Origin of the sequence: Candidatus Desulfatibia sp. (assembly GCF_036446775.1) — a bacterium.
GTDB lineage: Bacteria > Desulfobacterota > Desulfobacteria > Desulfobacterales > UBA11574 > Desulfatibia_A.
Window position 1 is genome coordinate 1 of the sequence record NZ_JAZFTO010000141.1, and the last position, 21,431, is coordinate 21,431.

21 protein-coding genes and 1 tRNA gene are annotated in these 21,431 nt (G+C 44.4%); 5 read left to right on the forward strand and 17 right to left on the reverse strand.

Annotated elements, in window-relative coordinates:
* Positions 1-273: 273 nt before the first annotated feature.
* The gene (locus tag V3S16_RS06900) at positions 274-1,068 is read left to right on the forward strand and encodes an HD domain-containing protein (RefSeq protein ID WP_413883938.1); all 795 of its coding nucleotides are present in this window, start codon (positions 274-276) and stop codon (positions 1,066-1,068) included.
* Positions 1,069-1,624: 556 nt separating this feature from the next.
* Positions 1,625-2,017: a (deoxy)nucleoside triphosphate pyrophosphohydrolase gene (locus V3S16_RS06905; protein ID WP_413883939.1), complete on the forward strand. Its 393-nt coding sequence runs from the start codon at positions 1,625-1,627 to the stop codon at positions 2,015-2,017.
* Between the two features lie 519 nt (positions 2,018-2,536).
* Here the strand turns inward: V3S16_RS06905 and V3S16_RS06910 are convergent.
* From V3S16_RS06910 to gspF, 15 genes are all read right to left on the reverse strand, one after another.
* The gene (locus tag V3S16_RS06910) at positions 2,537-2,743 is read right to left on the reverse strand and encodes a hypothetical protein (protein WP_413883940.1); all 207 of its coding nucleotides are present in this window, start codon (positions 2,741-2,743) and stop codon (positions 2,537-2,539) included.
* Between the two features lie 244 nt (positions 2,744-2,987).
* Positions 2,988-4,091: a DUF3524 domain-containing protein gene (locus V3S16_RS06915; protein ID WP_413883941.1), complete on the reverse strand. Its 1,104-nt coding sequence runs from the start codon at positions 4,089-4,091 to the stop codon at positions 2,988-2,990.
* Positions 4,092-4,222: 131 nt separating this feature from the next.
* On the reverse strand, positions 4,223-5,323 hold the full coding sequence (locus tag V3S16_RS06920; protein ID WP_413883942.1) for a PP2C family protein-serine/threonine phosphatase: 1,101 nt from the start codon (positions 5,321-5,323) through the stop codon (positions 4,223-4,225).
* Positions 5,324-5,425: 102 nt separating this feature from the next.
* Positions 5,426-6,403 carry a tetratricopeptide repeat protein gene (locus V3S16_RS06925; protein ID WP_413883943.1) on the reverse strand — a complete coding sequence of 326 codons (978 nt, stop codon included), beginning with the start codon at positions 6,401-6,403 and terminating at the stop codon, positions 5,426-5,428.
* A 57-nt stretch (positions 6,404-6,460) separates the two neighbouring features.
* Positions 6,461-8,188, reverse strand: a complete 1,728-nt coding sequence (gene gspE, locus V3S16_RS06930) for a type II secretion system ATPase GspE (RefSeq protein WP_413883944.1) — start codon at positions 8,186-8,188, stop codon at positions 6,461-6,463.
* Between the two features lie 7 nt (positions 8,189-8,195).
* Positions 8,196-10,127, reverse strand: a complete 1,932-nt coding sequence (gene gspD / locus V3S16_RS06935; RefSeq protein WP_413883945.1) for a type II secretion system secretin GspD — start codon at positions 10,125-10,127, stop codon at positions 8,196-8,198.
* Between the two features lie 35 nt (positions 10,128-10,162).
* Positions 10,163-10,999 carry a type II secretion system protein GspC gene (gspC, locus tag V3S16_RS06940; RefSeq protein ID WP_413883946.1) on the reverse strand — a complete coding sequence of 279 codons (837 nt, stop codon included), beginning with the start codon at positions 10,997-10,999 and terminating at the stop codon, positions 10,163-10,165.
* Between the two features lie 265 nt (positions 11,000-11,264).
* A complete protein-coding gene (locus V3S16_RS06945; RefSeq protein WP_413883947.1) occupies positions 11,265-11,792 on the reverse strand; it encodes a hypothetical protein in 528 nt (175 codons plus the stop codon).
* Positions 11,792-13,246, reverse strand: a complete 1,455-nt coding sequence (gene gspL, locus V3S16_RS06950; protein ID WP_413883948.1) for a type II secretion system protein GspL — start codon at positions 13,244-13,246, stop codon at positions 11,792-11,794. Before gspL ends, V3S16_RS06945 begins: the two co-directional genes overlap by 1 nt.
* A gap of 82 nt (positions 13,247-13,328) precedes the next feature.
* Positions 13,329-14,402, reverse strand: a complete 1,074-nt coding sequence (gspK, locus tag V3S16_RS06955; RefSeq protein ID WP_413883949.1) for a type II secretion system minor pseudopilin GspK — start codon at positions 14,400-14,402, stop codon at positions 13,329-13,331.
* A gap of 8 nt (positions 14,403-14,410) precedes the next feature.
* On the reverse strand, positions 14,411-15,172 hold the full coding sequence (locus V3S16_RS06960) for a type II secretion system protein GspJ (RefSeq protein ID WP_413883950.1): 762 nt from the start codon (positions 15,170-15,172) through the stop codon (positions 14,411-14,413).
* A gap of 16 nt (positions 15,173-15,188) precedes the next feature.
* Positions 15,189-15,578 carry a type IV pilus modification PilV family protein gene (locus V3S16_RS06965; protein WP_413883951.1) on the reverse strand — a complete coding sequence of 130 codons (390 nt, stop codon included), beginning with the start codon at positions 15,576-15,578 and terminating at the stop codon, positions 15,189-15,191.
* A complete protein-coding gene (locus V3S16_RS06970) occupies positions 15,575-16,084 on the reverse strand; it encodes a Tfp pilus assembly protein FimT/FimU (RefSeq protein ID WP_413883952.1) in 510 nt (169 codons plus the stop codon). The genes V3S16_RS06965 and V3S16_RS06970 overlap by 4 nt, the downstream gene beginning before the upstream one ends.
* A gap of 27 nt (positions 16,085-16,111) precedes the next feature.
* The gene (gene gspG / locus V3S16_RS06975) at positions 16,112-16,567 is read right to left on the reverse strand and encodes a type II secretion system major pseudopilin GspG (RefSeq protein ID WP_413883953.1); all 456 of its coding nucleotides are present in this window, start codon (positions 16,565-16,567) and stop codon (positions 16,112-16,114) included.
* 17 nt (positions 16,568-16,584) lie between these two features.
* Positions 16,585-17,811: a type II secretion system inner membrane protein GspF gene (gene gspF / locus V3S16_RS06980; protein ID WP_413883954.1), complete on the reverse strand. Its 1,227-nt coding sequence runs from the start codon at positions 17,809-17,811 to the stop codon at positions 16,585-16,587.
* 388 nt (positions 17,812-18,199) lie between these two features.
* On the opposite strand from gspF, the gene V3S16_RS06985 reads away from it, so the two are divergent.
* Positions 18,200-18,925: a flagellar brake protein gene (locus V3S16_RS06985; RefSeq protein WP_413883955.1), complete on the forward strand. Its 726-nt coding sequence runs from the start codon at positions 18,200-18,202 to the stop codon at positions 18,923-18,925.
* Positions 18,926-18,975: 50 nt separating this feature from the next.
* Here V3S16_RS06985 and V3S16_RS06990 read toward each other — a convergent pair whose 3' ends face one another.
* Positions 18,976-19,644 (reverse strand): flagellar brake protein, encoded by a 669-nt coding sequence (locus V3S16_RS06990; protein WP_413883956.1) that lies wholly within the window; start codon positions 19,642-19,644, stop codon positions 18,976-18,978.
* Between the two features lie 320 nt (positions 19,645-19,964).
* On the opposite strand from V3S16_RS06990, the gene V3S16_RS06995 reads away from it, so the two are divergent.
* The gene (locus V3S16_RS06995) at positions 19,965-20,471 is read left to right on the forward strand and encodes an Hpt domain-containing protein (protein ID WP_413883957.1); all 507 of its coding nucleotides are present in this window, start codon (positions 19,965-19,967) and stop codon (positions 20,469-20,471) included.
* Positions 20,472-20,832: 361 nt separating this feature from the next.
* Entirely contained in the window at positions 20,833-21,114 is a 282-nt protein-coding gene (locus V3S16_RS07000) for an integration host factor subunit alpha (RefSeq protein WP_413883958.1), read from the forward strand.
* Between the two features lie 164 nt (positions 21,115-21,278).
* Here V3S16_RS07000 and V3S16_RS07005 read toward each other — a convergent pair.
* Positions 21,279-21,352 (reverse strand) — tRNA-Gln (locus V3S16_RS07005).
* Positions 21,353-21,431 lie beyond the last annotated feature (79 nt).

The following is a 21,431-nucleotide window of genomic DNA, read 5'->3' on the forward strand; positions in this document are numbered from 1 at the left end:
CCTCATCGTTGAATATTTGTGCAATTTCAGGGTAAGTATATCCGTCCGACCTCAGCTTTCTGATTCTGCGGATCATCTTTTGCTGCCATGCTGGTCGTGCCTTTGTTTTGGCTGAGACGCTGGGATGATCTTCTTCAATGCTAATGATCAGACGGTTGATTATTTGAACGTATGGCTCGCCTGATCACAAGCGGCTTTTTTATTTTGGGTATCTTCTCTTAAGTATTTTTATTTGACGCACTTATGTCTTTGATATAAAGATGCCCCGAGACCTTGGAAAAAATATTTATGAACAAAAATGACCTCAAAAACTTAAAAAAATGGTTTGCCGATTATGTTTCCGCTTTTTATACTGATGATTATGACGACAACTTGGCGTTAAATGTCAAAAAAGGGCATACAATGCGGGTATGTGAGAATATTGTCATGATCGGCAGAAAGCTGGACATGTCAAAGCATGATTTAATAATCGCTGAAACTATAGCCCTGTTGCATGACCTTGGAAGATTTAAGCAATTTAAAGAATATGGCACTTATAATGACATGATCTCAGCGAACCATGCCAGACTCGGTCTGCGGGAGATGGCCGCGCATAAGGTACTTTCAATATGTTTAAAAGCTGAAAAGGAGTTAATCATCAAGGCTGTTAATTATCATAATTCCTTGAAGCTTCCTTCTGGTGAGAATGAGAGAACGCTTCATTTTATCCGCCTTATTCGTGACGCGGACAAGCTTGATATCTGGAAAGTATTCTTAGAATTTTTCCATGAAAAAAACAATCGGCAGAACAATATTTTTATGCTTGACCTGCCGGACGAACCGGAATATTCAAACGAGTTTATTGAAGCGCTTCAAAGGCAAACTATGGCTTCCATGAAAGATATGAAAACCTTAAACGATTTTAAACTTCTTCAAATAGGCTGGGTTTATGATCTTAATTTTGTCCCTACAGTTCAGGTTGTTCAAAGCCATAATATAATTGAAAGAATAGAAGCGTTACTGCCCCAATCAAAAGAAATCACAGAGGCTGTCAGTCACGCCAAAGAATATGTAAAAATGCGTTTATAGAATCCAGGACAGTACGGCCGCCCCAAGAACCAGCACAATAATACCCCATAATCTGCGGGTTTGATCTGATATTGAATTTAACTGCCAGTTGTTAATCCGATCGTATAAGTTTTTAGGATTAAAAAATATAAACACTCCTTTAGCAACACCCATGAATCCGAGGAATCTTATAAACCATGGATTACTACTTGCGGGTGCAGCAAATATAAACAATATGCCCACTATAAACGCCAAGATAGAAAGGATCCTTCGATCAATCTGTAGTAGAAAACGTTCCATAACGTTTCTTGTTTCCCTTGTATAAAGAATTATGCAACACCCAGCTGAAATCCAAAGCAAACTGACGGCGTAAAGAAACCATTTCATAATATATAACCTCATATATCGTTTAGTTATCGTACAAATCCATTATTTTAGGAAGAACGCTGTATACTCACAAACATAAAAACATTTGTCAAGACTTAACCTGCGGCAGAATGTAAATATATTTAATATTCTTGACAACTTATATATTTATGATATGAAAAAACAGAACTATTACTAAGTGGAGAGGAGCATGATCAAAGTAACTGCAGCAATATTCGTTAATGATGGAATGCTACTTATAGCTAAACGAAAACCAACGGCAAGGCTGCCTAATTTGTGGGAACTACCCGGTGGTAAAGTTGAACCGCATGAAACACCGGAAGAGTGTTTAAAGCGCGAACTAAAGGAAGAGTTTGATATCGATGTTACCGTAGAAGAACATCTCGGTTCTAATGTACATACTTACGAATTTGGCACAATAGAATTGATGGCCTTTAGAACTTCCTGGAACACAGGTGATTTCAAATTACTGGATCATGAAGAAATCAGGTGGGTATTTGCACACGAGCTCGACCAATTTGATTTTGCACCAGCCGATACGGCCTTTATCGAGGAATTAAAAAACGGAGTAATTGAAATTTGACGGCTTCGTAAAAAGTCACGAATTCAGCTCCGAACTTTTGGAACCCTCTTCTTCACAACCCGGTAATTCCTGTATTTCGGGCGTTAGATAAAGGCAAGTTGCTACAAAGACATAAAAAAGAAGTGTCACACCCACAATTGCACCCAGTACCATGTCTTTTCTCCTTAGCAAGTCAATACAGATAATCCAAGAGGCCTTTAATAAGTATATCGGCATCTTGCAATAAATCTTTAATTTTTATATACAATTAGGTAGTGTCCATCCAGAAATGAGGATTTTTGTTCAATATCAAGGCATGCGAAAAAAATAATCTTGTTTATCCCTGGCCCAGACCGATCACCAATACTATATACTCAAAAAGTTAAGTTTGAAATAATGTATAGGCTCGATCAATATATACGAACGAGTCGCGCTCTCCGAGGCGTAGGCTCTACGAGCCGGAGGCCAGGGCGGGCCTGTTATCCTGTCTAAGAAATTCAATATCAATTCGCCTCAGACGCATAAAATCGTAACTCGATTTTAATGAACTTGTCTTCGATCACGCCGAACACGCCGATCATTTTTAAAAGAAAATGATACAAAAACCCCATCTCTTACGCTTTTGCGGCGATCATGTTTGCTTTTGCGTCTTTCCTTGGAGCGTACCGGTTTGCCATCCGGAGCAGCGCTGCTTTTCTTAGACGACTTATTGGCGGTATGTTTTATTTCCCCAACTACTAAATGCATTTCTCTATCCTCTCTATGTTAATTCTCCCTATATTTATTATCGGAATTTATTATTAAAACTTTAGCTATTTGGAACAATTATAGCGATTCTCAAAAATACGTTCCGTTTCCGCCCCCCCCGCAAAGCGGGACAGGAAGGCGTACTTTAAGTAGGTCGCCCCGCCAAATATAGGCGGGACAGGAGCGCGGAAACCCGCGGCCTCCGCCTCGGAGAGAGAACGCCGCTCATCGGGAAAATAGCCCTTTATGGATGGAAACGGGTTAGCTTTTCTAACTCGTCATCATATTGATCGATAAGATTTTGCCAGGCAAAACGTTCCATGGCTTCTGCAAGGTTTTGACGCAAAGTCTCAAAACGGGCATAATTCGATATCAGCAAGGCAAGTTTATCAACCAAATCCGCCTGGTCTTGATAGAGAACGTCTGCATGATAATCCCGTGGAATGATTTCCGGATAAGACAGCCGGTTAGGCAGAAGGGGGATACAACCGTAACGAACCGCTTCCACCACCGAGATGCCGAAATTTTCCTGTTTGGCGGTACTGATCACAATTGAACCCAGGCGCAGCCATTCAAGGTATTTTTCCCGGGAAGCTTCATGGCCGTAATGCACAACCCGGTGCCCGTAGCGCTGCCGTGCGGCAATAAATTCTTTGGGAACCATCTGAAAATTTTCCCCTAAGAGCACCAGGCGAAAATCCAGATTTTGCTCGAGAATCGCATCCAGAGCGTCAAAAAAGTCGGCCGGGTTCTTATCAAACTCCCAGCGGTGATTCCAGATAATCAGGGGCGGCGTATCCTTTTGCAGCGGAAAGCCGGGCAAGGCGCTTTGTTTAGCAGGAAATTGACACCCCGGATAGAGTACGCCGGCTTTTTGACGGATAGCGTCAACCACCCATTTGGGTTGATATTCCGGCATCATGGTCAAAAAACCGGGCAGGCTGGAGAAAAAAGCATCAAAATGGGTTTGAGAATTAAAAAGAACTCGATCTGCAGCCAGGGCGGTTGTGATATCGGTGAAACCGAATTGAAAGTCGCGGGCCTCTCCGGGTGCCAGTGGATAGGTGAGCTGGTTTTCGTGAAAATAAACCAGTGACGGCGGGCAGGACGGGCTGCAAAGCGACTTTAAATCCGACAGGCTCATAAGGTCGGTAGCAATTAAGCCGTCATAATTTTCAAGGGGGGGGATTTTTTTGACAAAATATAATGCCGCCCCGCGCATGCGCCACTTCCAGAAACGGGCCGGCAGCGTATATAGATCAATTTCATATTTTGAATGCGAGATCAAACCTTCGGCAAAGTTTCGATGTGAACCTCCGAAGAAGGACTCCAGGAAAATAAATTTCAAACGGTTTCTCCGCTAATAAAATCGTGTTACGATTTTATCTTTCATTTGAATTCATCCCGAGCTGCCCCGAATAAGCGGGATCTACGCTTCGCTTCAACAAGCAGCGGGGAATTCAAATTTAACTATACGGTTTACAGCTTCTCCATAATAGATTTTATCATTTCCTGGTTCTGTGGGGATAATTGTTCGAATTGTACTTCAATTCCATGGGGGCTACGGCCGGCAACCTTACCGTTGAGCATGAGATGGGTCTGTTCTTCACCAAAAGAAAAGCTCATGGAAACATCCTGTCCGACGGCGAAAGATTCTCCGGTTTCGATTAGCACTCTGTCGAGGTTTATGCTTTGAACGAAGCTCTGATAAGAACCGTCCTCTGTGTCGTACTCGACGGCTATTTTTGATTTTGGCGGAGGTAAATCTTTAGCTGATTCAATTCCGTTTTCTTCCAAATCAAGTTCCAGGTCGTCGGCAGTTAACGCCATAATTTTAAGAACGATAACGGTAATATTATCGTGTCCTCGAATTTTATTGGACAAATCTACCAGGGTCTGACAGGCTTGATGAGGTTGTTCTTTAAGCACAATGTCACGAATTTCCTCCGGAGAAACATTATCACTTAACCCATCTGAGCAGATAACCACGATATCACCTTTGAGCATCGGAATTTCGCGAGTATCGGGCTTTACTATTTCGTCAACAGCCATTGCCTGGGTAAGCATATGCTGAAACTGCTTCCCCAGCGGTTTTGATCCTGCGGGAGCTATGGCTGCATGTTCGGCCGCCCAGGTGTGCAGAACGGAAATAGTCTCAACGGCCCCTTCCCGAATCAAATAGATCGGGCTGTCACCCACGTTGGATACAATCAGAGTTTCGCCGGTTAAATAGACGGCCGACACGGTGGAACCCATGCCCTGGTAGGCCGTGGAGCTTTGGGAGTGCTGGTGAACCGCTTGATTGGTCTTATGGATGCCGGCCACAAGATAGTTGGCCTCTTTGGAAAGCTTGCCGTCAACAGAAGTCATATCATCTGTTTTGCTTTCCCCTTTGGCTTTTTGCATGTGTTCTTGCAGGGCCTCTACCACCATTTGACTGGCGACTTCACCGGCTTTGTGCCCCCCCATTCCGTCGGCTACCACATAAAAACGCATGGCATCACTAAAAAAGAAAGCATCTTCGTTGCCTTTTCGCTTTTTGCCGACATCGGTTATCCCGGCCGATTGAACTATGGCCATATGATCACCTTTAACTAAAGACTGCATGATAGGATTGTGAAACCTATAAAAAAATATAAGTTAATAAGTACTGTGTGTCAATGGGGTTCACTATTCGCCCGTTTAAAAGGGCAACCGAAGTGCAACGCAAAAACCTTTGGTGCTAAAACCGGCTGAAAAATTAACCTTATGGTTTTCCATTAATTTTTTGATAAACTGACCGGTTTTGGTTCGATTGTATTTATGGGCGCTGGAGACGGCACCGTAGATATTTCCGGCGTAAAAGCCTAATTCAACCAAAGTGATGATGCCGCCCAGGGCATGGTTGTCATTATCGAAAGCCTCATAGGCGGCGTACATCAGGACGCCGTTAAGCAAAAAGGCTATCCGGGCATCCTGGTATCTTTCAGTGTATAGAAATCCCGCCCCCGGAATGATGGATAAAAACCCTGCCAGTCTGGGATTCTTTTGTGGAATTAATTTTTTCTTATCCAGATCAGCTGTCAGTCTTTTAAGCCTGTACCTGTCTTTGTTCGGCGCGCTTATTTTTGAAAAATAATTTTTTGCTTTTCCCCAAGATGCCATTTCAATATAAAGCCAGCCTATCCTGTAATAGGCTTCGTCTTGTATGTTTTCATCGCCGGTTATGGTAATCAGATTGTGAAGGTTAATAATGGCGGCATCAAAAGCGTTCAACTTTACGTAGCTTTCACTGATCATCAGATATGATCTTATACTAAGATCGGTCCGGTCGTATTTTTCGATCAAGGTCTTGAAAGCATTGACGGCCTGCTGGAAACGCTTGCTTTTGAAATGCGCCATACCGATTCTGAACATGGCTGTTTCTATCCTATCATCTTCAGGGAAAAAATAGATAAACCGCTTGTATTCGCTGATAGCGCTTGCATGTTCCTGGTTTGAAAAATAGTGTTCGGCAAACTCAAATTGTTTGTCCGCATCTATGACCAGAAAGGGTTTAATGTCAGCTTGGGAATCGGGGCCGGCATAAGATTGAGAAGAGGGGAAAAAAAGAAAAAATACCAAAAAGAATGTAACGAAATGGTCAGGGAAGAATATATTACGAACTCGTATATTACGCATAATAGGGTAAATTATTTTATAAACCAGTATCGAGCAACCAGAAACCAGCATCCAGTTTTATTTTTGGGTAACTCTTAAAACCTCTTCAATTGTGGTTATGCCGCTTAAGACCTTCTGAATGCCGTCCTGCCGCAGAGTGATCATATTTAGTTTTAAGGCTTCACTTTTTATCCGGTTGGAATCAAAGGTCTGCAGGATAAGACTTTTTAAACTGGAGACCAAAGGCATAATTTCAATAATAGCGGTCCGTCCCCAGTAGCCGGTATGGAAACAGTTTTCACAACCGTTGGCTTTGTGGAAGACAGCCCCCGGGAGTTGATCCGGAGGGATCCCGAAGCTTTTCAAGGTTGTATCATCGGGCGTGTAGGGCCGCTTGCAATCCGTGCAGAGCACGCGGATAAGTCTTTGGGCCGCAACGGCCAAAACGGCCGATGAAATTAAAAAAGGTTCGACGCCGATATCCACCAGGCGGGTAATGGCACTGGCGGAATCGTTGGTGTGCAAGGTAGAAAAGACAAGATGACCGGTCAATGCCGACTGTACGGCGATTTCCGCTGTTTCCTGGTCCCGTATTTCACCGACCAGGATTACATCCGGATCCTGCCTGACGATCGATCTGAGACCTCTGGCAAACGTTAGATCTATCTTGGGGTTGATCTGTATCTGGCTGATCCCTTTGATCTGGTACTCGATCGGATCTTCGATGGTGATAATGTTAATTTCGGGGGTATTGATGGAAGACAAGATTGCATAAAGGGTGGTAGTCTTGCCGCTGCCGGTGGGCCCTGTCACCAGGATGATGCCATTGGGGGATCTGACCAGGTCTTCTATCAGGTCAAGCTTATCGGCCGCCAGACCGAGGTCCGCGAGTTTAAGCATCGAACCTGTTTTATTAAGGAGCCTGAGTACGACGCGTTCCCCAAACGATGCCGGAACGGTGGAAACCCGGACATCGATATCCTGATCCCCGACTTTGACGTCGAAGCGCCCGTCCTGGGGCAGCCGTTTTTCGGCGATGTTCATTTTGGCCATGACTTTGACCCTCGAAATCAGCGTAGGCTGAATCCATTTGGGAGGGGACAGCAAATCATAAAGAATGCCGTCGATCCGATAGCGAACTTTAAAACTGTCCTGATAGGATTCGATATGAATATCACTGGCACGTGCTTTTATGGATTGGGAAATAATGTGGTTAACAAGCTTGATGATCGGTGCATCGCTGATGTCGTCCAGAAGATCGGCCGTATCTTCAATTTCACTAATAATGGAGTTGCCGTTTTCTTGCATGTCCTGTACCAGCTGTTCGGCCGAATCCCGGCCCAGATCATATGAAGTGTTAATGGCAGAGAGAATCGCTTGCTTTGTTGAAAGGACTATTTTAAAAGTTTTTAGTTTCAGAATCCGGATCAGATCATCGAGGGGATGAATGCAGGCCGGATCGTTTACGGCTACAACCGTATGCCGGTTTTCGACGGCCTCCCGGCTGTCGGCGGCGGCAGGCCGGTCGCTGATCAATGGAACCATGGTGTATTTTTTTAAGAATTGTATTGGTATTTGCTGTGTAAAGTCTATTCCAAAATTATCTAAAGGAAGCTCGAGCCATAAAGGGATGTCATACTGGAGGCTCAACGCTTTTAGGAGCTGGGTTTCGGTGATAATGTTTTGAGCAACGAGTGTTTCTCCAATGCGGCCGTTCCCATCAGCATTCACCCTTTGAGCTTCATTGATGTCTTTTTCCGGAACGCCGATAGTATTTATAAGTATTTCTGATAGTTTTGTTTGCATTACAGAATTATTCCTGGGTATCAAATTTATCCCAACCCCATTTGTACATTTTGATTTTGCCTTCTTCAATAAGATCCATTTGCTCTTTTCTGTCTTTGTATATTTCTTCCGCTTCAGCAGAATTTTCGATGACATGCGGTGTCAGAAACACATAAAGGTTGGTCTTCTCGCTGGCTTTGGACACGGATCTAAACAACATGCCGAACAGCGGAATATCTCCCAGGCAGGGAGTCTTATATGTTGTTTTGGTAAAGCTGTCGTCGATCAACCCGCCGATGACGACCGTGCTTTTATCTTTTACAATCACGGTGGTTTTGATGGTGCGCTTTAATGTGGTGGGACGGTCGGCTGAAGTGGTGGCAAGTTCATCTAACTTGGTTACTTCTTGAAAAATATTGAGGCGAACCAGCCGGTCCTTGCTGATTTGAGGCGTAATCCTCAAGGTGATGCCGACATCCCTGTATTCATAAGAACTGTAAGTTGCCGTTCCGGCATCGGCTGCTGATCGGGTTTGAAAAGGGACATTTTTGCCGACCGTGATGGTGGCTTCCTCATTGTCGGTAGTTAGAATCTGGGGTGTCGAGAGAAAATGTACGTCTTTGTCTTTTTTATACGCCTGCACAATGGCGGCAAGATTGGGAAAGACGATATTGCCAATGTTTATCGTATCGGTGAATACGCCCATGGAAAACCCTGAAAGAGACGGCAGGGCCGTCAACGGTGCCGGTATCATGCTGACTTCAGGTCTAAATCCGCCCCCGAAGGCCGCGTCTTTACCGCCGATTTTAGTCTTTCCTCCGGCAAGCCATTGGACACCAAGTCTAAAATCCTTGTCCACATTAACTTCCATGATAAGGCTTTCGATATAGACCATTCTGCGGCGGATATCCAGCTTCTTAATGATATCTTCCAGTATCAGATAATCATCCTTATTCCCCACGATGATCAGACTGTTGGTGGCTTTATCGGCCGTTATTTTAACTTTTTGCGAAATCAGCGGGGCTTTTTTGCCTTTGGCGGCCGGGCCGGTTTTGGCCGACAGGGACTGCAGGACTTTGGCCAGGTCTTCGGCCTTGGCATTTTCCAGATAATAGACGCGAATTTTTTCTTTGCCCCGTGGTGTTTCTTTGTCCAGCATTTGTATCAGTTTTTTAATTCTTGCGGTTTCGACTTCGCTGGCCAGCACGATGATAGCGTTGGTGCGCTCGTCGGCCACGAACTGAACAGAGGTTCCGAACTCTTTCGCCCTGGGTTTGCGTTTGGTCTGAAAAATAGAATTCAGAATTTTTATAAATTCATTGGCGTTGGCATATTCTAAAGGAATAACAGAGAGTTCCTGCCCCATTCCGGAAACATCGATGGCACTCAGGATGAGAAGTAAGCGCTTTATGTTCGAATATACATCCGTGACGATCAGCATGTTGGTAGGCGGATAGGCCAGGATGACGCTGTTTTTGGAAATGAGCGGTGCAAAAAGTCTTTTGATTTCCTCAGGGCTGGCGTATTTTAGAGGTATCAGCTGGGTGACAACCTTGTCTTCCGGTGAATCGGCCTCTTCTTTCAGTCGGGTTTCAATATTTTTAGAGCGTGCATCCGGCGATGGAACGATTTTGATGATCTCTCCGGCTTTTACGGTGGTAAAACCATGGACTTCCAGAACAGACTCAAAGACTTTGTAAGCCTCTTTGATGGAAATTTTGGCAGGCGAAATTATGGTTACCTTGCCTTTTACGCGTTGATCGACAACAAAATTCTTGGTGGTCAATTCACTGATGAATTTAATAAAGACATTAATATCGACATTGTTGAAATCTATGGAGACGAATCGTTCGGTTACACTGGTTTCTCTTGCATTCTGGGCGCTTGCATTCATTGCCGTGAGAGCTGAGAGCACCAGAAAAAAACAGACAAACGAGCATAGGATGATTTTTGAATGCATGCCGCGTGATTTCATATCAGTACTAATATTTGCAATTATTCGATATTATAGTCAATGGTTTTCATTCGGCCGCGGCGTTTTAATTTTAGATTTACGCTTTCCGATGACTGCAAACTTTGATAAAACATTAGAACATCTTCCACGGATTCTATAGTTTTGCCGTTGACACTTGTGATGATATCCCCGCTTTTCAGTCCCATGTCATGAAAAATGGAGTTTGGTTTGATCCCTGTTAAGCTGAGGCCGTCCGCTTTGCCGTTTGTAAAATGGGGCCTTACCCGGGCTTGCTGCATTAGCTTGTTGACGTTTTTAACAGAGTCTTCAATTTTGGAGCGTTTGACGGTAATGTTACGAGAATCTGTTGCGCCGGATCTTCTTGAAGAACGGCGTGTTTTTTTAGTTTCAATCTTTTCAATCTCCAGAATTTCATCTTTGCCGCCGACATGCAGTACAACCTTTTCTCTTAAGATCATTTTCAAGGTGGCTTTCTGAATGGTATCCCCGATGCGGTAAAGCTGCTGTTGCCGCTCCTGCGAGTTCTGGATGACGGCAAAGGCTTTGTCCTGGTCGCCCGTGACGGTTCCCAGCAGCTTCAGGTTGAGGGACGTCGGCTGCAGGTTTTCGAAAACGACCGGTTCAGGTTGCCGTTCGGCACCGCTTTTGGTGTTGAACAGATTACGCTCAATGATGGGGTCGTAAGCAGACAGGGGCCGCAGGGATTCTATCTCGGAGGAGGACGACTCTTTGAAATCAGCTTGGGAAAGATGCGCTGGATCAAGCTGAACGGATCCCAGCTTATAAAACGCTTTGACGCTGAAATATACGGCCGCTGTAATCAGCAAAATATTAATTATCGTATAGTATGGCTTCATTATTTTATCCAGCATCCAGTATCAGTTTTTCAAATGACATAAACGAATAATTTATAACTAAACTGAACGGTTCCGGGTTCCCCGTTCAACGTTCAGGGTTTTAAAAACATTGAGTCACAGCTCATAGCGTTCTGTTTCGAGACGGTTACAACAATCACCCATTGGATGCACGGATAAGTGTTGCTGGATTCTCTTTAACACCTTTTAAGTTGGGATGTTGGCATTGCAAAACCTTGAACCTTGAACCCTGAACCGCTTAACCCGTTTATATTTCAGATGTTTCAACCTGTAATACAGCGTCTATGAAACCTTCTTGTTTGCCGCCTTTTGAAATCGAAAGCCTTTTGACGTTTACCATGTTTTTTGAAGTTTCGACCATATGCAGATAAACCGTCAGCTGCTGCAGCGTTAGGCCTCGAAGTTTCATTTCAACCCGCGAAGTCTTGTACGGGCTGTTTTTCTGAACCGTAGTCGAAGGCTTCATATACGTTATACGATCCTTTATTCCGGCTTTGCCTGAGAGTTTATCCAGGAAAGAAAATAGTGTAAAGTCCTTTTCTCTGTTTTCAAAATGTACTTTAGACCGATCGGTTCTGCGCATGACAGCATCGTACTCGGATTTAAGGGCGATCATCTCTTGAAGTATTTTCGTTTTAACCAGGAGGATTCTTTCCAGACGCCGGCGCTTGCCGAAAGCAGGAAATACGATAAACTGCATGATAATAAACACACAGATAATTCCTGAGACCGCATATAATGAGTATTTTTCTCGCCGGGTCAGATTTTTTGTCATTATAAATGCACCTTTAGTTTGAAGCGTACACGGCTTTCGGCCTTGTCGATGTTAGCCGAGGTTATGGTAATCTTTTTGAAAAAGGCAGCTTGTTCCAGCCGGCTTTTGATGTCATCCACGGCATTGAATGTGTCCGTGTCTCCGGAAATCATTACGCTTTCCGATCCGATGACAAGTCTTGTCAGGTTAACGTCTGTTTCTTTTGGAATAAGCCTGCTGATATCGTTTAATATATCAATGGCGCGGATATTTTTGCCGCTTTCCTCCGACAATGCTGTGGTTGTTTTTAATGCTTTGATTTTGACCTGCATCTGCTGGTACGGATCGACGATTTTTTTGATATCCGGGAAGGTCGAAGTCAAAACCTTAGTGATTTGGCGGTTCAGCTGATCCAGATTTTTTCCCATAAAATATGAATCGATCACAACATTAAAAAAGACTATTGCCAGAACCAGCGCTGCCAACAGCCCTGTTTTAAGCCAGTCTTTTTTATGTTCAGCCCAGAATCTTTGGGCGGCAAAAGGGCCTCTGCGGAAATTTAAACCGCTGAGCCTGGCGGCTTCCATTAAAGCCAGTGCCAGGGCATTGTCCATTTGGCGCGGGTCCCAGGCTTGTCCGGAATGATAACGGAGCGTAATATCGTCCATGTTTGTAAAATCTGTCTGCTTGACGGAGATTTTAAGTTTTTGCGCCAGATGCCGATCAAACTCCGGATCGTCCAAGACGCATCCGGTAACAAACAAACCGGCCGGTTGAAAATCCAGACCAATGATTTCTTCCAAGGCAGAGCACGTATTCCTTATTTTAATTGCAAGTGTTTCAGCGGCTGATAAAGAAGGATCGTAATGTATCGGAAAAGAACGAATCAGACAAATTTCACCAGACACGACGGCGAATATGGAACCTTTGCGGTTATCGATGTCGAGGAACAGAAAGTTTTCAGGGCTGCCGGCAAGTCGGGTCAGACGAAGGGCGGCCGGATAACCGCCGGCAGTAACAATTTCGGGTTCAATATTAAGTGATGCCAGGGTGTCTAAGTATAATTGCAGCTCGGCCTTTTCAACAGCTGCGGCTATGAGGTCGGTATGGTCAGCCTGATCCGCAAATGTTAAGCTATGAAAATCGATGATCAATTCATCGACTGCAAACGGCAGCGCCGGCTCAAGTTCATAGGGTAGAATCTGTCTGATCTTATTCTCTTTTTTGAATGGGACTTGAATATTTCGGTAAGATATCCGATCCGCAGGAAAAGAGGCCACACAAACAGCACCGCTTACATCTATTTTTTCTATAATGGTTTCCAGCGCAGCGGCTAAACCGCTTTCAAAGTCTTCCGGTTCCGATATGGCAACATATTGATGGGCTTCGATCTCAGTCCTTTTGTTACTGCATGCCAGCAGAACCGCAGATACGGAAGCATCCCTAATATCGAGCCCGAGGATCTTTCGTTTCATTTAATTCCTAACCCGGACGAGCCGGAACCAACAAATATTTGCCACAAAGGCACAAAGACACAAATATCACTTCCCTTATATTTTATTCTGCCTGCCAGTGCAAGACCTTGCAGCCCCATTTCCCTGTCTGGGCGCTTTTTTCCCTTTTTATCACAGCTGTAATTGTCATTTTCATCTTGTTTAGTTTGGCAACCGACTCAATTCGAAAAATATCGCTGGAGGTTGTAATCAGGTCGGGATCGATTTTAACATCACTGAGTCCGGGTACATCCTTGTACCAATTCGGTTTTGCAAGATCATGGATGTATACTTCATCAGAAACCTCCTGCCGGTATTCATATATTGCTTCTGCCAGACCTTCTTCTCCGAACGGCAGCAAAGCCGCAAGGACCGGAAGGTCGGCGGTATTGATATTTATTTTGCCTTCATAAGTAAAGGCACTGCCGGCGGCAGCAGTCATGCCGTAGACGGTTGTATAACTTGAGATCCCCGGGATCTGCCCGCTGCCCTCAAAGAGTTCCGGTGTCATACCATTCACAAGCGCCAGTTCGCTGATATGGGGCAGGGGGCCGTTGCGGCAGGCATAGGGCGGGTCAAGATCCCGGTAATAGTCCGATTCGGCTCCGCTCAATCCTGTAATGGCCTCGTCATCTCCGCTGTCCAGCCAGTCTTTGAGCGAGTTGATGATAGTCTCCGGTTCGGTTTCTTCCAGGTCCTCGTTGCCGGCCACAAAACTTCTTAGAAAACGGTCCCACAGCAACCTTTGGGGCTCATTAAAATCACGGCCTTGAGGGAATTTAACCAGGCTGTTGGCCTGAATTTTGCCCAGCTCGTCGCTGATGGCGACTTTGACGGTCCCCTCTTTTAGGGGCATATCCTGCAAAACAACGCTGATTTTATCGGGATCGGCCCAGTCCTCCTGCAGCGAGTCTGAATCGGAATTGTTTTTATCCTGAACCAGTATCGCTTGGGCGGCATGTATACCGGCGGATGCCATCTGCAACAGGGTTATACGGTCCCGGGCTGCGGCCGCGGAAAAAACCGCCGTACGCATTCTGCGGTTCATTTCCAGGGAAGCCACAATTAGGATCGCGGTGACGGCCAATGTCACCAGCAGTGCTATTCCGCGCTCATTGGCAATAATTTTTCCCGCCATACATTTCCTTATTTTAATTTCTCCCTCATGACCGGCAGTGTTACCATGGTTTCAAACAGCACGGAGCCTGATCCGGTCTCCAGTTCTAATTTTATTTTGACGGCTGCGGGGGTTGCATACTCGTAGGTCTCGTCATCGGAGTCCCACACATCGTATTCCTCACCTTCCTGATCTAAATATTTGATGGTCAGTGCTTTTACGTCTTCGCACAATACCGGGTCGCTCGCTTTTTCTTCAAAATCCTGAAAGGGGTACGAGTTGTCGGCGCGTTTTAGGACAAAACCGGCATCATCTGTCCCTTGAACATAATAGACGATTTCGACGATGCCGCCGGATCTGCTTTTCCCTAAAGGCAGATGCGCCAGGGAAGTAAATCTGAGCCAGGGAAAATCGCTGCCCTTGATATTGGTAGCTTCGCCCACAATGCGGAAAGGGTCCGGCGGATCGTCAAAATCCGGGGGCGCGTAATCCGGCGGCAGGGCCAGATGAATGGACTGCAGGTCGATAATCATGCGGTTGAGAGAGTTACGGGCCATTTCATAAGAAGTAATATCTTTATTTATAATATCGGCATTGGAAAACACGGTACGATAGGAAGCAAAAATGGTGGTAACAATGACGGCGAAAATAAAAATCGCTATCATAATTTCCAGCAGGGTGAAACCGGAGGCTGGGAGTTGGATATGGGTTGCGGGTTGCCCCGCTTTCAGCGGGATCTTCGGCGGGTTGCGGGTTGCCCCGCTTTCAGCGGAATCTTCGACGGGTTGCATGATACTTTACAATTCCTTACTCCGTAAAAAACCGGTATGTTCTCAAATCGTAGGTAAATTCGTCCTGGTTAAAAGATACAATGATATCGATTTTTTTAAGATCTTCAGCGGTATTCCCCAGGGTTTCGGACTCAACATCGTTTATGGTAACCTTCCAGCTGTAACCCGGAAATTCATCCCCGAAGTTTCCGGCATCGTCTGCAAGTTCATCCAAAGGTTTGATTTCAAGTTCCGCCAGCTTGTTTTGTGCCAGCAGGGGTGCCGTTGTATAGAACCTGCTAGACTGATTCATGGAAATGGTCTGGGCATGCAGCCTATATACACTTACAAGCACAAGGGCGATTATGGAAATGGACACCATAATTTCCAGCAGCGTAAAACCGCCATCCGCTTGCAATTTTTTCAATCTTCGAACCCCACATAGCCCGGGAACATTTTTACCTGCTGCAGAAAAGGTTCAATTCGAAAGGAGAATTGCTCGCTGTCGCTGTTTTCAATATGAATAATGGCCATATCAGAGTATCCTTTTGCATAGAAATAAATATCAGCGCGGCCCCCTTCAATTTTGTTGTCATGGGGATATTCGACTTCCAGCACCCTTACGTCACCCGGCAGCTGATAAGTATTTTGAGACGCATTTTGAAGCTCATCTTCCGTCATAGACGCGTGGGTCACCCACATGCTGTTGGAATCCATATCGACGTTTAGAATGTAAAGATTTTGATCGCGGACCGCCCGCGTTTTTAAAGACTGCACTTTGCCTATGATCCAGCGTGATGTCTTCTTGGTGTTATCTGTAAAAACAGTACTCTGAAATCGTGGTATGGCGATAAAGAGGATTAAACTGATTAAAGAGATGACAACAATAAGCTCAATGAGGGTGAAACCGATGTTTTGTTTAAAATAACCCATAGATGTGTTTGGGAAGGTAATTGGAAACTATTCGATTTCCCAGCTATTAATATCCTGATTCTTGTCTTCGCCGCTGGGAACGCCGTCGGCACCGTATGATATAATGTCGTAATCGCCGTGCACACCGGGAGATAGATAGACAAATTCGTTGCCCCAGGGATCGAGGGGAACCTTTCTTTTTTCAAGATATCCGCCTTTGCGCCATTTCCTGGCGGGTTGTCCGGTTTCCGGTTCTTCAATAAGCGCCTGCAGTCCCTGTTCGATATCCGGGTAATTGCCGTTGTCAAGCTTGTATAACATCAGTGCCGTTTCCAGGCCTTCAATCTGGATCTTTGCTTTAAGCCGTTTGGCCTCCTCGGGCCGTCCAATTATCCGAGGTACCAAAAGTCCGGCAAGTATCCCCAAGATTACAATGACAACCATGATCTCAATCAGGGTAAATCCTGAGCTTTCATTTAATTTTTTTATAGTTCGAGTATTCATTCTTGCTCCATTTTAAATTACATTACAAGCTGGTTCATTTCAAATATCGGAAGACATATTGAAAGGACGATAAAACCTACAGCAATGCCCATAATCAGAATCATAAGCGGTTCGATTAGCGACGTCATGCTCATGACGCTGGATTCTACTTCACCCTCAAACACGTCGGCGATTTTATTCAACATGCTTTCCAGCCTCCCGCTTTGTTCTCCGACTATGATCATCTGGATGGAAATATCAGGAAAGATCTTGCTTTCCGCCAGCGCCGTGCCCAGGTCTTGTCCTTTTTCGACTTCTTTGGCAGCGTCTTCGATGACGTTGGCGATTAGCTGGTTCCCCACGATATTTTTTACAATTTCAAGCGCGGTCAACATGGAAACGCCGTTTTCAAGCAGTGAGCCGAGGGTTCGAGCAAAACGAGCCACTGCTAATTTTTTGACCAAAAGACCAGATCCCGGCAATAACAGCATGCTTTTATCAAGCAGGTAACGTCCCTTTGACGTATTTACAATGCTGCGCAGAGCGATCAGCATTGCGGCACCCAGGGCCAAAATAAGCCACCAGTACTTTTTGAAAAAAGCGCTCGTATTAATCAAAAAAATCGTGGGAGCCGGGAGGGCTTGGCCCATGTCTGTAAAAATTGAGGTTATGCTGGGGACGATAAAAGTCAGCAGCAGAAAAAGAACCACTGTTCCAATAAAGGTCATCAAAACCGGATAGGCCAGCGCGGAACGTATGCGTTGTTTTAAGGCCTGCTGTCCTTCGGTGATGTCCGCCAGTCTTTCCAGAACGATTTCAAGAGTGCCTGAAGATTCACCGGCGTGCACCATGTTTACATAAAGTTCGGAAAAAGATCTTGGATATAAAGATAATGACCGTGCAAAGCTGTTGCCCTCCACAATGGAATCTTTGATCTTGGCCAGTTGTCTTTTAAATGCATTCGATCGGGTTTGCGAAATCAAAATATCGATAGCCGGTACCAGCGGGAAGCCGGCAGATATTAAGGTCGCCAGTTGTCGGGTCAGCATGGCAACTTCAGACGGTGTAACGCGCTGAAAGTGGCGCGCAAATGAAAGCGTGCGGGATTCTTTTTTTGTGGGGGAATCATGAACTTCCTTAACAGCGACCGGAAAAGTCTTTAACGCGCGAATCTTTTGGCGGGCAATTATGGGACTTTCAGCGTCAATGATCCCGGAAGTTGTCTTGCCCTTTTGCGTCAGCGCTTTGTATTCATATACCGGCATTATCTTAACTCGATGGCACAAAAGTTCCCTTATGTGCGTTCAATTAGGGTGGAGCAAAATTCAATCCCCGAATTTAGGTAAATGATATTATTCTCTTTTATACTATTTTTCAAGTTATAAAATCGCCAAGCGCTTTTATAACCTGCGGCTGCGCCGCTTAAATCGAGAACATCCTCTCTTTTGATACAAAATAATTTGTGTTATACTAAAACTTTAGTTTTTTGCAGGGTTTGCCGATATATATCCCCAGAGGATTTTGTATTTGATGTTTAGTGTTTTAACAAGCTGGTAAACATTATGTAGCTCAAACGAAATGCAAACCTACAAAACACCTAATGAGTGGTCTTTTGTAAATTCATCGAAACTTAGCATATCGAAATGTTAAACTATGGAAGAAGCTGAAATAATACGACATAAACGTAGGTTCGATGTTTTCAAACAGCTGCAAAATGATAAGACACTGGTTAAGATGTACGTGATGGGCCGGCAGTATGAACGCTTAACCGTCGTTACCGGCACCTACTTTAAAAAGAAGACCCCCTATTTTCTTATCGATCATCCCGAGGGTTTTACGAAAGCTGTCGCTAATGATGATAACTGTCGCATTCACTTCGAATTTGTTGGCCATGATAATCTGGTTTATACTTTCAAAACAACCGGCAAAGCGACTATAGGCGGCCAAATATGCATACGCTTTCCGGAAGTCATAAAGCGCGTACAGAGAAGGAGCAATTTCAGAATGGCACCTCCTCTGGGCACGAAAATATATATTAACATAGGCTTGGGCAGGCTGGAAATGAATGTTATTGACATTAGCCAGGGAGGAGCCCTTGTTATGCCTGTCAATCTCGATCTGGAATATCCAAACACTCCCGTTTTTACAGTCGGGAGTAAGCTAAGGAATATTGAAATTTTCTTTCCATTTAAAGATGAAGCTGTTAGAGTGCATGTTGATGAGGCGCGGGTAAGAAGGCTGGGGAAACAACCTGCAACCAACCGCATTAATTTTGCTCTTCAGTTCACCGACATCGAAAAAAGCCAGCAAAAAATACTGATCGATTTAATCTTTAACCACCAGCGAAATACTCTCCGAAAAAGGCTGTCAAACGAATAGGTTCCGCCTGCTGCTTGCAGGCGTCGACACCATACAGAATCTGCATGGCTTTATTTAACAGTAGAGATATACTGCTCGATTATGTTGTGAAGTTCGACCGTCATTTCTAGGAACTCGATTCCCAGGATCATCTCCTGACTATCCCTTTTAATATTTTTTACTTTTCCTGAAACCATCTGTTCATCCTGATTCCCGGGAAAATGACATCGCAAGGCGATTTGATCATCCTTCTGAACAACCGGCAGCTTCCTGTTCTCTGCGGCTTTGATCATATAACGACATCCTTTTTTGTTTATGTCTAAAATAATCCCTGGTGTCTCTTTATTCTTGATTTTGGTTATAGCGGGAAGGTAACAGTCGATCCTTTGCGTGGAACGCAGATTGTGCTTTTCAATTGCTTTTGGATACTCTATGAGCAGCAATCTTTTAGGAGTAAAAATGGCTTCAATCAGTTTGGTTTGGAATCCAAAAACAGAACCTTTATATATATATCGAACAGTGATTTCGTTTCCTGGAAAAAGTTTATGTTTAATGCCGCTAACACGTAATTCGTGTGGAAAAACCGGTTCTTTTATAATGAAATATTCGTTTAACTCCATCCCGATGAAAGTAGTTTGATAGCGTGACGGAATTCCTTTGACTTCGATCTGTAACTGGTCGCCTATCTCTATACTCATACGCATGTCCGTACCGAAATTATTGACTACCCCATCCGTCATGATCTACCTCCAATAATGGTAATTGTCCGTCTAAAACCGGGTGCTGACCACCCGGTTGCAAACGCTTAAAACACCGGAGTGGCTCACTCCTGAATGAAAACGTTTTTTTAGGTCAAGAGTACAGCCTAAGTTGAGCGATTTTTTAGCAAAAAGGCTTACCGAGGCCTTGATGGGCAAGAAACAGGTGCAGCTCGAGTAAAAAACCGCTCAATTTAGGTATAGGATAGATGCGGTTGGATGTCAATTGTAGCTATAAATTAACAGTTTATGATTAAAGTTTTTTGCAAAAAATGCCGAGATAAACCTAGGGGCTGAAATTTATGAGGTCATCACAAAAAACATTGTCTGTTACTAAAGCAGCAGCCTTGCGCGAAGTGCCTCGCAAAAGAATTGTTGCTGAAGCTGATTTATCACCGCAAGACGCAAAAGCCAGAAAAACAGATCCAAAAGAAGATCTTTTCGATAAACCTACCCTGCTTGACAAGATGATGGCCGATCAAGAGCTTGCTGAAGAGATTATGAACACTTTCTATCAGGACGTCCAGCATCGGGTTGCTGTTATTAAAAAAGCTTTGGGTAACAAAGACGCATCTACAGTCAGCGACCAAGCCAGCACAATTAAGAGCGCGTCAAACAACTTTGGGGCCACAGATTTGCAAGCGGTTGCCTATCAGATTGAGGTCGCCGGTGATTCAGGGGATCTGTGCAAGGCCGGATCGCTGCTTCACAAGATTAATGAATATTTCGAGATACTGAAAAAGCATTGGCATAGCCAAGACCTTAATAAGTCGATCTCATTTTATGACAATTTTGATAGCCGAAGATGACTTAACTTTTTTTCTTTAAACAGCTCCTGCCAAAACTGCCGATGAATCAATTGCAGCTTTTCCGCTCAATATCAGGCAATGATATTTGGACACCCAGACCGACCGGATGTCCAATTTTTTTGAAATCCCGCCGTATATAACGGTCTACGGTCATTTTTATCTGGTGAATGACGAGGTCTGCATTAGATATGCCTCAGACTGAATTCATCTAAAAAACGATTTAGGCTTAGCCCAAAGGGGAGCGGGCAACAAGCCGATTTTAAAAAACTGTAAGAAAAGGCTAAGTTTTTCAAATAATTCTTGACATTCAGAATGTTAACTGAATATTGAATTACAAGCTTATATACGAAGGAGATCCATCATGACGCTCACCAAAGCTCAGATCATCGAAGCAATCAGTATCAAAAACGGACTCTCAAAGAAACAATCCTCAGAAACAGTCGAAACACTTCTTGGAATCATGAAAAGCACTTTGGCATCCGGTGAGGATGTATTGATCAGCGGATTCGGTAAATTCTGTGTAAAGCAGAAAGATGAACGAAAAGGCAGGAATCCGGCGACTGGTGAGGATTTGATGCTGGCACCGAGAAAGGTTGTTACGTTTAAGTGCTCCGGAAAATTGAGGAAACGGATCAGTGAGTAACAGCCGCTTGGTTCACCTTGAGATTTTTGCAAAAAACCTTAAACAAAGGGTTTGCTGCAATTCAAAGGCCTTAATTAAGATACAATTTCCGGGTATCTCTGGGTTCCGCTTGATAATAAAGGATTAAAGGGTTACAGGTAGTTTTCTGTAACCCTTTTATTTTTTGGCTGAGGGACCAGGATTCGAACCTGGATTAACGGGGCCAGAACCCGTCGTCCTGCCGTTAGACGATCCCTCAATCACTCAAACTAGTTTTCTGATACACAAATGTACGATATGAGTCAAGACATAAAAGCGCTGCGTGATTTTATATAACG

Coding starts and splice junctions, on each gene's coding strand:
- V3S16_RS06905 (WP_413883939.1), top strand. CDS start 1,625: ATGATCAAAGTAACTGCAGCAATATTCGTTAATGATGGAATGCTACTT.
- V3S16_RS06910 (WP_413883940.1), bottom strand. CDS start 2,743: ATGCATTTAGTAGTTGGGGAAATAAAACATACCGCCAATAAGTCGTCT.
- V3S16_RS06920 (WP_413883942.1), bottom strand. CDS start 5,323: ATGGCCATAGTTCAATCGGCCGGGATAACCGATGTCGGCAAAAAGCGA.
- V3S16_RS06925 (WP_413883943.1), bottom strand. CDS start 6,403: ATGCGTAATATACGAGTTCGTAATATATTCTTCCCTGACCATTTCGTT.
- gspE (WP_413883944.1), bottom strand. CDS start 8,188: ATGCAAACAAAACTATCAGAAATACTTATAAATACTATCGGCGTTCCG.
- gspD (WP_413883945.1), bottom strand. CDS start 10,127: ATGCATTCAAAAATCATCCTATGCTCGTTTGTCTGTTTTTTTCTGGTG.
- gspC (WP_413883946.1), bottom strand. CDS start 10,999: ATGAAGCCATACTATACGATAATTAATATTTTGCTGATTACAGCGGCC.
- V3S16_RS06945 (WP_413883947.1), bottom strand. CDS start 11,792: ATGACAAAAAATCTGACCCGGCGAGAAAAATACTCATTATATGCGGTC.
- gspL (WP_413883948.1), bottom strand. CDS start 13,246: ATGAAACGAAAGATCCTCGGGCTCGATATTAGGGATGCTTCCGTATCT.
- gspK (WP_413883949.1), bottom strand. CDS start 14,402: ATGGCGGGAAAAATTATTGCCAATGAGCGCGGAATAGCACTGCTGGTG.
- V3S16_RS06960 (WP_413883950.1), bottom strand. CDS start 15,172: ATGCAACCCGTCGAAGATTCCGCTGAAAGCGGGGCAACCCGCAACCCG.
- V3S16_RS06970 (WP_413883952.1), bottom strand. CDS start 16,084: ATGGGTTATTTTAAACAAAACATCGGTTTCACCCTCATTGAGCTTATT.
- gspG (WP_413883953.1), bottom strand. CDS start 16,567: ATGAATACTCGAACTATAAAAAAATTAAATGAAAGCTCAGGATTTACC.
- gspF (WP_413883954.1), bottom strand. CDS start 17,811: ATGCCGGTATATGAATACAAAGCGCTGACGCAAAAGGGCAAGACAACT.
- V3S16_RS06985 (WP_413883955.1), top strand. CDS start 18,200: ATGGAAGAAGCTGAAATAATACGACATAAACGTAGGTTCGATGTTTTC.
- V3S16_RS06990 (WP_413883956.1), bottom strand. CDS start 19,644: ATGACGGATGGGGTAGTCAATAATTTCGGTACGGACATGCGTATGAGT.
- V3S16_RS06995 (WP_413883957.1), top strand. CDS start 19,965: ATGAGGTCATCACAAAAAACATTGTCTGTTACTAAAGCAGCAGCCTTG.
- V3S16_RS07000 (WP_413883958.1), top strand. CDS start 20,833: ATGACGCTCACCAAAGCTCAGATCATCGAAGCAATCAGTATCAAAAAC.